At 61.9% G+C, this 12,203-nt stretch carries 10 protein-coding genes and 3 pseudogenes; 7 read left to right on the top strand and 6 right to left on the bottom strand.

Annotation, left to right across the window (positions count from 1 at the left end; genetic code table 11):
• The first annotated feature begins 3 nt into the window (after positions 1 to 3).
• The 4 genes and pseudogenes from IVB28_RS18260 to IVB28_RS18245 form a co-directional block, all read left to right on the top strand.
• Positions 4 to 681: a hypothetical protein gene (locus IVB28_RS18260; RefSeq protein WP_247527935.1), complete on the top strand. Its 678-nt coding sequence runs from the start codon at positions 4 to 6 to the stop codon at positions 679 to 681.
• 478 nt (positions 682 to 1,159) lie between these two features.
• Positions 1,160 to 1,252, top strand: a pseudogene (locus IVB28_RS18255) (integrase); the annotation flags it as partial.
• Between the two features lie 59 nt (positions 1,253 to 1,311).
• A complete protein-coding gene (locus IVB28_RS18250; protein WP_247527934.1) occupies positions 1,312 to 1,695 on the top strand; it encodes a hypothetical protein in 384 nt (127 codons plus the stop codon).
• Positions 1,696 to 1,784: 89 nt separating this feature from the next.
• Positions 1,785 to 2,001 (top strand): annotated as a pseudogene (locus IVB28_RS18245) (GMP synthase (glutamine-hydrolyzing)); the annotation flags it as partial.
• A 291-nt stretch (positions 2,002 to 2,292) separates the two neighbouring features.
• Here the strand turns inward: IVB28_RS18245 and IVB28_RS18240 are convergent.
• The 3 genes and pseudogenes from IVB28_RS18240 to IVB28_RS18230 form a co-directional block, all read right to left on the bottom strand.
• The gene (locus IVB28_RS18240; RefSeq protein ID WP_247527932.1) at positions 2,293 to 3,288 is read right to left on the bottom strand and encodes an ABC transporter substrate-binding protein; all 996 of its coding nucleotides are present in this window, start codon (positions 3,286 to 3,288) and stop codon (positions 2,293 to 2,295) included.
• A 22-nt stretch (positions 3,289 to 3,310) separates the two neighbouring features.
• Positions 3,311 to 4,119 (bottom strand): annotated as a pseudogene (locus tag IVB28_RS18235) (ABC transporter ATP-binding protein).
• Positions 4,116 to 4,886, bottom strand: coding sequence for an ABC transporter permease (locus IVB28_RS18230; RefSeq protein ID WP_247527931.1), 771 nt, complete (start codon positions 4,884 to 4,886; stop codon positions 4,116 to 4,118). The pseudogene IVB28_RS18235 and the gene IVB28_RS18230 overlap by 4 nt, the downstream one beginning before the upstream one ends.
• 106 nt (positions 4,887 to 4,992) lie before the next feature.
• Here IVB28_RS18230 and IVB28_RS18225 point away from each other — a divergent pair, with 106 nt between their 5' ends.
• The 3 genes from IVB28_RS18225 to IVB28_RS18215 are packed head-to-tail and all read left to right on the top strand — an operon-like array spanning position 4,993 to position 8,466.
• On the top strand, positions 4,993 to 6,120 hold the full coding sequence (locus IVB28_RS18225; protein WP_247527930.1) for a mandelate racemase/muconate lactonizing enzyme family protein: 1,128 nt from the start codon (positions 4,993 to 4,995) through the stop codon (positions 6,118 to 6,120).
• Complete coding sequence (locus IVB28_RS18220; RefSeq protein ID WP_247527929.1) at positions 6,120 to 7,715, top strand: GMC family oxidoreductase N-terminal domain-containing protein; 1,596 nt, start codon at positions 6,120 to 6,122, stop codon at positions 7,713 to 7,715. Before IVB28_RS18225 ends, IVB28_RS18220 begins: the two co-directional genes overlap by 1 nt.
• A gap of 28 nt (positions 7,716 to 7,743) precedes the next feature.
• On the top strand, positions 7,744 to 8,466 hold the full coding sequence (locus IVB28_RS18215) for a GntR family transcriptional regulator (RefSeq protein WP_247527928.1): 723 nt from the start codon (positions 7,744 to 7,746) through the stop codon (positions 8,464 to 8,466).
• A gap of 309 nt (positions 8,467 to 8,775) precedes the next feature.
• Here IVB28_RS18215 and IVB28_RS18210 read toward each other — a convergent pair whose 3' ends face one another.
• Genes IVB28_RS18210 through IVB28_RS18200 form a run of 3 tightly spaced genes read right to left on the bottom strand, consistent with a single transcriptional unit; the run spans position 8,776 to position 12,203 of the window.
• Entirely contained in the window at positions 8,776 to 9,747 is a 972-nt protein-coding gene (locus IVB28_RS18210) for a formylglycine-generating enzyme family protein (protein WP_256467007.1), read from the bottom strand.
• Positions 9,748 to 9,753: 6 nt separating this feature from the next.
• Complete coding sequence (locus IVB28_RS18205; RefSeq protein ID WP_247527926.1) at positions 9,754 to 11,397, bottom strand: arylsulfatase; 1,644 nt, start codon at positions 11,395 to 11,397, stop codon at positions 9,754 to 9,756.
• A gap of 32 nt (positions 11,398 to 11,429) precedes the next feature.
• Complete coding sequence (locus tag IVB28_RS18200; RefSeq protein WP_247527925.1) at positions 11,430 to 12,203, bottom strand: GntR family transcriptional regulator; 774 nt, start codon at positions 12,201 to 12,203, stop codon at positions 11,430 to 11,432.

The raw sequence follows: 12,203 nt of genomic DNA, 5'->3' as shown, positions 1-12,203 counted from the left end.
GACGTGCTGAGCATCATCAAGGAGCGCCACTCCGTGCCAATCGGCCAATTCACTGCCTTCTACCCATCAAGGCCATTTTGGGCGTGCAGTAAGCTCGACTTCTCAAGCCGGGAGCGCGAAGGCTGGTTTCATGACCAAATGGCAAAGGAAGTCTTTTCGTGTGAGACGGATTCCTACACGATAAAGATTTGCAGAGACGGTCGGATCATGCTCCGCATTGTGGCTTTGGAAGGAGGTCAGGAACAGGACCAACCTGGGAGGATTGAAGACATCGTAAGGAGGTGGGGCGAATATCTCGATTACCTGAACGCTTTCTATCTGCTGCTCGACTCGGCGATGCTGGAAGTCGCCAATTTTGTCTATTTTGATCTCCATGAGATCACCAACCGAGATGCATTCCGTGTCCATTACGAAGACGGTAAGAGTGTCGGCGAAAACATAGCAATGGAAAGCGTGGTATCTGTCTTCCAGATGGGCCGGAACCTATCAAACTACTCGCATGGAGTGCCAATCGAGTACGACTCGAGGATTATGATGCGGCCTGTCGTCTCTATGGACGTCATTCAGCGTGCCTCGACTATGTTTGCTTCAGTCGTTAGTTCGCCAGGTTCGGAAAAGGACTTGGCGTCCTTTGCGAAGGGGCTAAGCGAGTACAAAATTGGAAACTACGAGACTCTTTAATTCTCGCATGGTTCATCACTGAGGGGAGCATTGCCCACTTGTGGGAGCGTCACCTCGCTAGCCTCAATCGTGAATTTGAGAATGGCCAAAAGAAGATCAATCGTGAGAGGCATGATTTTCTAGTTGGCCGCGATTTCACCATTAGCATGGTCTCCAATCTGCTTGAGCTATGGGATGTACTGCCAAACTCTTTATTCAAAGACATAGACACCGTTCGAGGGTTTCGGAATAAGATCGTCCATAAGTTGAAGTATTCGCCGAACGCAACGGACACTCAACTTGCATTGAAAACGGCACAAGTGATGATCGAACGGATTTGGAATATCTCCTTCATCCCGAGCCTGAGCTATTCGATAAGGGGTATATGATGCCCGACCCGCGGTGGTGCACGGGACACTTTTAGTGGGCTCCGTTTCGACCGATTATATACCATCATAGTCTATGATGGTATCTGGCGGCGAACCGGACGGAGAATGCCTTGTTGACCGATACGGGACTTCAGAAGCTCAAGCCTGGCGAGAAGCTTTACAGGCGCGGCGACCGCGATGGCATGTACGTTGCCGTACTGCCCATCAATAGGCGCAAGCAGATCCGGGAAAGTGGCGACCACACCATCAAGGTGGTGCATTGATGCGCGCCGCGTTGAAAGTGGTGATGGCCGCAATATTTTCTATGCCGGCTGCGGTGGCTCTGGCGAAGTCTCCGGACTGCGCGAGTTGGCCCACTAACATGGCCCTCGTGCACCTCAAGAACGCCGGCCTGATCGATATCCCATCAGTGATCGAAGCGCAGACCAAGGCCGTTCGTCTCGCATCCGAAAGGATCGGCAAGGATCTCTACCAGCAGGTTTACGACATCACGTTTCACACCAAGGATGGCAAGACGATCGAGGTCATCACGAAAAATCGAGCATCAAGCGAGGAATGCTCGATGAGCGGCGTCGACGTCTACGTGGTCTCGAACAAAATCGGCGGGTCTGCTGAGCAGCTATCTGGCAGCACGACTAAAAAGTGATCCGGCAGCACCGAAAGCTCATGAACTAGGGCGGGATGACGATTGCTCCAAATCGGACCGCGCAATAGCATCGCGTCTTGAACGCCGAAATGAGAACGGTGGACGTCATGGACAACGGCCGCACCTACGATTTGGTCATCGGCCTGCGCGCCGTCACTTCAACCGACGGCATGACCGCGGATTTCTACCAATTCGACATGAAGTTCCTGGGCGAGACCGCCACGCGCATCATCAACGAGGTGAAGGGCGTGAACCGGGGGGTGTCGATGTGACAGCAAGCCGCCGGGGACGATCGAGTGGGAGTAGGGCTGCAGCAGCTATCTCGTAGTTTGGCGTAGCCTTGGCTATGTCTCTCGCCTCCAGGAGTCTGCGGCCCGAAGGACCGCGAGTGGGTTAGCCTGTTTGGAGCCGGTAATCCACACCATCCCGATAAGGAGTGGAGCAGCGCATTTGAGCGTACGGAAGGGATGGCGTTTTCACCGCGGTGCTTGATACATGCCTGGTACGTTAGCAGATCAATCGGCCGAGAAAGAGAACTGGAGCGCACCGCAAACATGACGTGTGCGGCGCGATCCGAGTCTCCCGGCTCCGTGGTCTCTAGGCGATCGTCTTCAAATACAGGCTCGGATCGAAGTATTTGCTCGCAGGCGTGAAGTCCTTGATGCCGGCGTTGGCCATGAAGAAGTCTGTCGATTGCTGCAGCCAGTTGGTGACGGTCCCGTCCGAGTACATCCGCTTCCAATCCTTGGAAGTGAACATCTTCTGAGCCTTGAAGGACTCGTTGATGTCCGACAGCGGCGTTTGGCTGTAATGCCCCTTTTGCAGCTTCTCCATCGCCTCGTTGCTGTTGGCGACGATATAGTCGTTGGCATCAGCCCAGCCGCGGATCAGCTTGGCCAGGGTTTCCTTGTTGGGTTCATAATAGTCGTTCGCCGCAGCCCAGCCGCCAATGATGGCCGCCTTTGGATAATAGGCTGACGCATCGGCAAGCATGGTCGCGCCCGGTACCTTGTCGCGGACCGTGACGTTGAACGGCACCCAGAGCGCCACGGCCGGCACGGCGCCGGAGATGAAGGCGGTCACGGCCGCCGGCATGGTCTGGTTGACGAGCTCGACCTCCTTGGGATCGACCTTGTTGGCCCGCAGCGCGGTGTCGAGGAACACGTGCGCCGTCGTGCCGGTCGCGGTTGCGATGCGCTTGCCTTTCAGGTCGGCGAACGACTTGATGTCCTGATCGCCGCGGACCCACAGCTGCGCGGTCGCGACCTCGATGTCGTTGATTAGAAACACCTTGCCTTGGCCGCGCGCCGGGAAGTTCGAGAGGACCGCGCCGGTCGCCAGCACGTCGAGGCTGCCGCCGATCAGCGCCTGAAAGATTTCCAGGCCAGTGTTAAACTGCCGCAGCTCGAGATCGAGGCCCTGCTTTTCGAAGGAGCCGCGGTCCATGCCGGTCCAGATCTGGCCGTCGACGGCGACGGTGTGAAGATAGCCGACGCGGACCTTCGTTTTCGCTTGCGCGGTCGCCGGTGCCGAGGCTGTGAAGGTGCCGAGCGCCAGGCCTGCCGTCGTGGTCAGAAATTGCCGCCGATCCATGATGTGTCCTCCGTTTTGCCTGTTATTCCGAGAACGAGACTGGACGCATCTGCGCCTGCTGGGCGCGATACTCGTCCATCACGAGCTGCCTGATATGGCTTCGCAGTTCGGCGAATTCCGGACGCTCCTGGATCGATTCGTCGCGCGGATAGGCGAAGGGAACGTCGATGATCTCCTTGATCCGCGCCGGCCGCGCCGTCACCACCACGATGCGGGATGCGAGGTAGATCGCCTCCTCGACGGAATGAGTGATCAGCATGACGGTCTTGCCTTCGGTCTCCAGCACCTTGAGCAGCAGGTTCTGCATGTTGGAGCGGGTCTGGGCGTCGAGCGCTCCGAACGGCTCGTCCATCAGGAGAAACTGCGGCTTCACCGCATAGGCCCGCGCGATCGCGAGGCGTTGTCGCATGCCGCCGGACAGATGCTTCGGATAGGAATTGGCGAAGTCGGACAGGCCCATCAGGCCGAGATAGTGATCGCAGATCGCGTCGCGCTCGGCGGTCGGGACATGGTTGGCGTTGAGCGTCAGGCCGAAGGCGATGTTCTGCTTTACCGTCAACCAGGGGAATACGCCGTATTCCTGGAAGATGACGCCGCGCTCGGGCCCGGGACCGGCGACGGGACGGCCGTCGAACAGGACCTTGCCGGTCGTCGGCTTCTGGAAGCCGGCGAGCATGTTCATCATGGTGGTCTTGCCGCAGCCGGACGGCCCGATCACCGCATGAAGTCGCCGTCGTTGATGTCGCAGCTGACGTCCTCGACGACGTTGAGGCGGCCCTTCGGCGTCTCGAAGGACAGCGAAACCTTGTCGAACTGCGCGCGCTTGTTCATGCGATGGCCCGATCCTGCCAGGCCAATAGCCGCGCCGTGATCTTGCGCAGGATCAAATCCATGATGAGCGCGATCAGGCCGATGCAGATGATGCCGACATAGATGACGTCGAGCAGGAAGTAGGTCGAGGCATTCTGGATCATGGCGCCGAGCCCGCGCTGCGCCGCGATCAGCTCGGACGCGACCAGCGTCGCCCAGGCCACGCCCAACGCCACCCGCAGCGCCGTGAGAATGTGCGGGACGGTGAGGGGAATGATGACCTTGCGAAAGATCTCCGCCTGGTTGGCGCCGAGCGTCTGCGCCACGCGGATGTAAAGCGGCGTGATCTGCGAGACGCCCTCATACATCACGATCACGCCGGAGAAGAACGAGGCGTAGAACAGGATGACGAGCTTTGCGGTCTCGTCGACGCCGAAATAGACGATCACCAGCGGGATCAGCGCGATCGGCGGCAGCGCGCGAAAGAAGTTGATCATGGGGTCGGCGAACGTGCGGGCGGGTCGATACCACCCGAGCAGAAATCCGGCGGGCACGGCCACTAGGATGCCGAGCGCGACGCCGAGAAAGACGCGCCGCGTCGAGGCGAAGATGTCGATCAGCAAGCCTTCCTTGGTGAGAAGCTCGAAGGATTTTGCAGCGACCTGGTGCGGTGCGGGGATCAGTGAAACGTTGACGAAGCCGCTCCAGCGTACGGCGTACCAGAGCAGGATTGCACCGATCCACGGTAGCAATCCGAGACCGAGGCGTCTCAGGCCGGCTCCGTTCATTCGACGCGTCCACCCAGATTGCGGTTGATGTTTTCAAAGGTCATATTATAAATAGGATGACCATACAAGTGGCGCCTTTGATCGTGGGCGCCGCAGGCTTTCCCGCATGACATCGCAGCCTTTCACCATCCGAAGCGTCCAGGCCTTTGGCTATCGCTACCCGCTGAATACGCCGGTCATCACGTCCTTTGGGCGCATGAAGGATCGGCCCGCTGTGTTCGTCCGCGTCGAGGACACCGACGGAAACATCGGCTGGGGCGAAGTGTGGTGCAATTTTCCAGCACCGGGAGCCGAGTATCGTGTTCGGCTTGTCAACGACGTGCTCGCGCCGGCTCTGGTCGGCTTCAACGCCTCTGAGGCGTCTGCTGCGTTCGAGCATCTGACGCAGGGAACCTCGGTGCTTGCGCTGCAATCCGGGGAAGCCGGGCCATTTGCGCAGTCGATCGCCGGCATCGATCTCGCCGTCTGGGATCTTCACGCGCGCCGCCAGAGCGTTGCGCTCTGGAAGCTGCTCGGCGGGGCGAGGCGCACGATCAAGGTCTACGCCAGCGGCATCAATCCGGTCGGGTCCGAGCGAACGGCTGAAGCGGCGCTCAGCCGCGGCTACCGCGCGTTGAAGCTGAAGATCGGCTTCGATCCGGCAGGTGACCGCGCCAATCTCGCCGCGTTGCGTCGTCTGGTAGGCGAAGGCCTGTTGGCCGCCGACGTCAACCAGGGCTGGGCAATAGCGCAGGCGCTGGAACTTGCCCCGCAACTCGAGCGCTTCGGTCTCGCCTGGCTTGAGGAGCCGATCCGCGCCGATCGCCCGCGGCAGGAATGGAGCCAATTGCGCGAGGCCATCCGCTTTCCGCTCGCGGCCGGCGAGAACATCGCGAGCCAAGCCGGCTTTGCCGAGGTGCTGCGTGAGCCGGTGCTCGGCGTCGTCCAGCCCGACATCGCCAAATGGGGCGGGCTGTCGGCATGCGCGAGCATCGCCGGCGACATCTTGGCGTCGGGAAAGATGTTCTGCCCGCATTATCTCGGCGCTGGCGTCGGCCTTCTGGCATCCGCGCATCTTCTCGCCGGCGTCGGCGGCGACGGGCTGCTCGAAGTCGACTGCAACGAAAACCCGCTGCGCGACCGCTTCTGTGGTCCCGTGTTCGATGTCCGCGACGGTATGATCACGCTCAGTGACGAGGCTGGCATCGGCATCACGCCCGATCTTGCCTCCGTCGAACAATACCGGACGATCTGATGCCAGCGCGCGGTTACGACTACATCGTCGTCGGCGCGGGCTCGGCCGGTTGCATCGTTGCCAACCGCTTGTCGGCCGATCCGTCCTGCCGCGTGCTGTTGCTGGAGGCCGGCGGAGCGGATCGAAATTTCTGGCTGAAACTTCCGGTCGGCTATTACCGGACCATTTACAACGAGCGATTCTCGCGCCTGTTCAGGACCGAGCCCTCGGAGGGGAGCGGCGGTCGTGCCATCGTCTGGCCGCGTGGCCGCGTGCTTGGTGGCTCGTCCTCGATCAACGGTCTGATCTTCATCCGGGGCCAGCACGAGGACTTTGACGATTGGGAACGCCTCGGCGCCGATGGCTGGAGCTATAGCGAACTCCTGCCGTATTTCCGACGCTACGAACGCTACCGTGGCGGCGAGAGTCAGTTTCACGGCGGGCTCGGGGAGTTCGAGACCTCCGATCTCCGCAACGACAATCCGGCATCGAAGGCCTGGGTCGAGGCGGGTGTAGAGTTCGGCCTGCCGCGCAATCCCGACTTCAACGGCGCAACGACGCTCGGCGTCGGGACCTACCAGCTCGGCATCGGGCGGCACTGGCGGACCAGTTCGGCTTCTGCGTTTCTGCGCCCCGTCGCCGGCCGTCCCAACCTCACCATCATCACCCATGCGCATGTCAGCAGGGTCGTTTTCAACGGGCGCGTCGCGACCGGTGTAGAGTGGATCAGCAAGGGGCAGGTCCACAGCGCAGCGGCTGATCGAGAGATCATCCTGTCCGGCGGCGCGCTGCAGTCGCCGCAGATCCTCCAGCTCTCCGGCGTCGGTCCGGCGGACCTGCTGCGCAAGCTCGGCATTCCTGTCGTTGCCGATTGTCCGGACGTCGGCGCCAATCTCCAGGACCATTATCAGGCCCGGCTGATCGTCCGCCTGAAGCAACGAATTTCGCTCAACGATCAGGTCCGCAATCCCGTCGAGCTCGCGAGGATGGGCTTGCAGTGGATGCTGACTGGCAGCGGTCCGCTGACCGTCGGGGCGGGACAGGTGGGCGGCGCAGCCTGTACGGAATACGCGGTCGGCGGACGACCGGACGTGCAGTTCAACGTGATGCCGCTCTCTGTCGACAAGCCCGGCGAGCCCCTGCACAGCTATTCCGGCTTCACCGCCTCGGTCTGGCAGTGCCACGGACAATCGCGGGGTCGGCTTGCGATCAGCTCGACCGATCCATTCGAACAGCCGCGTATCGTGCCGAATTATTTTGCCGAAGAGATCGATCGCAAGACCATTGTTGCGGGCCTGAAGATTCTGCGCGAAATCTATCAGCAGAGGGCGTTTCGCCCGCTCTGGGATGTCGAGATGGTGCCGGGAGAGGCGGCAAGGGATGATGCCGGGCTGTGGGATTTTGCGCGGAATACCGGTGGCACAGTTTTTCACTGTGTCGGGACCTGTCGCATGGGCAGCGATGCGCAGGCTGTGCTCGATCCGCAGCTCCGTGTGCGCGGTGTCGAACGGTTGCGGGTGATCGACGCCTCGGTGATGCCGCAGATCACGTCGGCCAACACGAATGCGACCAGCCTGATGATCGGCGAACGCGGCGCCGCGCTGGTCATGGCTTGATCGCGCGACCTGAATTGTGGAGGACGAGATGGAATTGAGTTCCGATAGTCACGTCCCCAAATACGCGCAGATCGCCGACATCTTCCGGCAGCGCATCGCGCGCGGCGTCTGGACCCAAGGCTTTCGCCTGCCCGCCAACGAGGAACTGGCGGCCGAGTTCGGCGTGTCGCGCGTCACGATCAGGCAGGCGGTGGAGCTGCTCGCCCGCGACGGCGTGATTGAGGCGCAGCAGGGCCGCGGCACCTTCGTCACGGGGGCCGTGCGACAGGATCGCTGGCTCAAGGTCGAGACGACGCTCGCCGATCTCGCCGACATGTACCGCGACACTTCGCCCGAGATCATCAATATCTCGGAGAGCCGCAGCGATGCGCCGCTACTTCCCGGCGACGGCAAGCCAGCCGAAAAATACGTTTTCATGCGTCGGCTGCATTCGCGGCAGAAACAGCCGTACTGCGTCATTTCAATCTATCTCGACGAGAAGATCTTCCGCAGGACGCCGAAGCGTTTTCGCAACGAGACCGTGATCCCCATTTTGAACGATCTCAGGGATCCCGCGATCGCCAGCGCGCGCCAGACCCTGACGATCGGCGCCGCCGATATTGAGGCGGCGCGGTTGCTGCGCGTGCCGCTGAATTCGCCGGTGGCCGAAGTGCGCCGCATCTTCACGACCGCGGACCGCACCGTGATCTATCTCGGCGAGGTCACCTATCGCGGCGACTTCGTGCGGATCGACATGGATCTGCGGCCCTGAAGCATGATTCGGAAAAGTGCGTAGCAGTTTTCCGAGAAGATCATGCTCAAACAACAGCGGCGTCAACGCGAGAACAGTTCCTGGTTCCGACGCTCGAGTTCTTCGCCTTAAAGCGCGATGCGATTAGGATCAATCGCCACGTCCACGCCGGTGCGAAAGCTCCTGAAGGCCTTTGAGCCCAGCGAAGCCGACGTGCTCGGTTGTCGCCCGCACTGATCATCGCGCCACGATCGGCACTCTGAGCGAAGCCCACGTCGTGCGGATGCCGGGAGCCGTGGCCGGCTTCGCAGGATGTGACGCCTGCGCATCCTAGGCCGAATCCCGCAGCGGCTCGGCGCGCACGACGCGGAAGCCGATATTGCTGGACGCGGAGTCGGGCGTATTGGAGCTTCGCGCCGCGACGCGATAGCGATTGCAGTAGGATTCGTGGCAGAGGAAGGATCCGCCGCGCATTGATCGATTGGGAGCCGGCTCGCGGTTCAAGGGGTCTCGTGATGGTGTGAGGCGGTGATAGCTCGGCGAAAAATAGTCCTCGCACCATTCCCAGACATTTCCGGCGACATTGTGCAGGCCATATCCGTTGGGCGCGAAACTGTGAACGGGCGCCGTACCGAAATAGCCGTCATCCATGGTGTTGCGGTCGGGAAAGTTGCCCTGCCAGATATTGCATCGATGCTCGCCGCCGGGCTCCAGCTCCTTGCCCCAGGGGTAGGTGGCCTGGTCCAACCCGCCGCGCGCGGCCATCTCCCATTCCGCTTCGGTCGGAAGGCGCGTGCCCGACCATTGACAGTAGGCCTGTGCGTCGTTCCAGGAGACGTGGACGACGGGATGATCGAGCCTGTCGAGGATGCTGCTCGACGCTCCTTCCGGCTGCGCCCAGTAGGCGCGCGTCACCGGGACCCACCATGGCGTTTCCTGAACGCGCGTCGTGCGGGCCGCACGCGCCTCTTCCGGCAACAGCCCGTCGAACACAAAGCTCCAGCCGTAGCGTTCGGCGTCCGTCGTGTAGCCCGTGGCACGCACGAAGTCGCCGAATTGCAGATTGCTCACGGCATGGCAGGCAATGGCAAACGGCGACAGCGTCACCAGCCGCACTGGGCCTTCGCCGTCTTCGACGAAGCCGCTACCGGCCGATCCCATGTGGAAGGTTCCGCCGATCAGCAAGCTCCAGCGACGCGAAATCGGAGTTGGACTGGGGAGGACCGCTGCTTGCGCATCCTCGCCCGCCGCCGGCCCGTTGCCGGCGGCGGGCTGGGTGCAACAGTGTGAGCGATCCACCATCATGTCCTATTTTTGCTTCTCTTCCTCCCAGAAAGCGGTGCCGCCTTCCGCCTTCATTAACTCCAGAATCTTCTCGCGCGGGATCACGCCGCAGCGATTGGCCCATTGCTGATACTGCGCCGTCATCTCGCGGACGCGATCCGGATGCTGCGCGGCGAGATCGTTCATCTCGGTGCGGTCCGTCTCCATGTCGTAGAGCTCCCATGGGCCGGGATACTTCCGCACCAGCTTCCACTTGCCGACGCGCACGGCCGCATTGCCCTCGTGCTCCCAGAACAGCGGGCCACGGTTGCCATAGGCAGAGGCGAATGACGGCACGAGGCTCTCGCCCTCGCAGGGCAGGATGGCGTTGCCGTTGTACTCCTTGGGATAGGTGGCGCCGGTGACGTCGAGGATGGTCGCCATCACGTCGGTGAGCTGGCTCGGATTGTGCCGCAGGCCGCCTCTCTCGGAGATGCCGCGCGGCCAGTGCACGATGAACGGCGTCGCGATGCCGCCTTCGTGGATCCAGTGCTTGTAGAGACGGAACGGCGTGTTGGAGAGATTGGCCCAGGCGGTGCCGTAGCTCTGGTAAGTGTCCTCGGCGCCGGGCATCAGGGTCGGGTCATTGCCGAAGCGCACCGGCCTGCCGTCGCGTGTTGTGGCCTGGGCGATCATGAGCTGGTCGACCAGCTCCTTTGCCGTGACGCCTTCCGGAATGTCCTCGGCGCAGGCGCCGTTGTCGGAGAGGAAGATGATCAGCGTGTTGTCCATCTGGCCGGTCTCTTCCAGCGCCTTCAGGGTCCGGCCGATGCCCTGGTCCATGCGGTCGATCTGGGCTGCGTAAACCTCCATGCAGCGCAGCGTCCATTCGCGCTGCTCCGCGTCCGTCCACGGCGGCTGGGTCGGATCGCGATCGGTCAGGCGCCAGCTCGGATGGATGATGCCGTCGTCGACCAGGCGCTTGAGGCGCTCCTCGCGCAGCCTGTCCCAGCCCGCGTCGAAGCGGCCTTTGTACTTGGCGATATCCTCGTCATGGGCATGGAGTGGCCAGTGTGGCGCCGTATAGGCGACGTACTGGAAGAACGGCGCGTCGGGCTTCTGCGCCTTGTGTTGGCGGATGAAGGCGGCGGCCTGATCGCTGATCGCGTCGGTATAGAAGAACGACGGATCCCTCTCCGCCTCGTGCTCGATATTGTCGTTGCCGCGGGTGAGCGTGTTGGGATGGTAAAAGCTGCCGGCGCCGATGATTGTGCCGTAGAAATGGTCGAAGCCGCGCTGCATCGGCCATGCGTCGGTCGGCTCCGTCAGGCTGCTGGCGATGTGCCATTTGCCGCTGAGGTAGGACGTGTAGTTCCTGCTCTTTAGGGCCTCGGCGATCGTCACGCAGCTCTTGTTCAGGTTGCCGGCGTAGCCCTCGGGGCCGTTGCTGTAGGTGAGGATGCCGATGCCGGTCTGGTGCGGATGCAGGCCGGTGAGCAGCGAAGCGCGCGAGGGGCTGCAGCGGGCGGTGTTGTAGAACTGCGAATAGCGCAAGCCATTGGCGGCAAGGCGATCGAGGTTCGGCGTCTGGATCTCGCCGCCATAACAGCCGATGTCCGAAAAGCCCATGTCGTCGTTGAGGATGAGCAGGATGTTGGGGCTATCGGAGGTCTTTGCGCCATTCGGCATGTTTGTGTCCTCGTTCTTGACTTGTGGCGTTGCTAGTGGCGGCGCATCAGGCTGATGCTGAGGCGGAAATATTTCGGTAAGTACACGGCGCGCAGCAGCTCGAGCGCCCGTCCGTCCTTGCCGAAGGTGACGCGCTCGATGGAGAGCAGGGGAGAGCCGACCTTCACCCCCAGCAGCTTGGCGTTGCCGGCGTCGGCGAGGTCGGCGCTGATGGTCTGCTGGGCGTCCTTGATGGCGAGGCCAAGCTCGTCTTCGAAGACGCGGTACATGATGATCGAGACCAGATCGCGCTTCTCGAGCTCGAGACCGATATCCGGGGGATAGAAGGCGTGCTCGATGGCGATCGGCGTGTCGTCCGCGAGCCGCAAGCGCCGTAGCTGCCAGACGGCGCGCTCGCGCAGCTGCTCGCGAACGGCGGCATCGTGCCGGTTGGTCATGCCCTGCTGCAGGATCATGGCGCCAGCCTGGTAGCCCGCGTCGCGGATGGTTTCCGAGAAGCCCATGAGGTGGCCGGCCCAGTTTTCGGGCTGGTTCGAGCGCAGGAAGGTGCCCCGGCCGCGCGAGCGGTCGAACATGCCTTCGTTTACGAGGGGCGCGATGGCGTTGCGGATGGTGATGCGGCTGACGCCGAAATGACGGCCGAGCTCGGCCTCGGTCATCAGGCGGCCGGTCTCGTCGATCAACTCGCCGTCACGCACCTGGCTGCGAATGGATTCGCGGATCTGGATATGCAGGGGCGTCGAGCCCTCCGCGGCCACATCGCTGCCGAGCGGCGCGAGTTTCTTCCTGCGTGTTTGAACAGCCAT

Source organism: Bradyrhizobium sp. 199 (assembly GCF_023073355.1).
In the GTDB taxonomy this organism is placed as follows: Bacteria; Pseudomonadota; Alphaproteobacteria; order Rhizobiales; family Xanthobacteraceae; genus Bradyrhizobium.
This window is presented reverse-complemented; position numbering and strand designations above follow the sequence as displayed.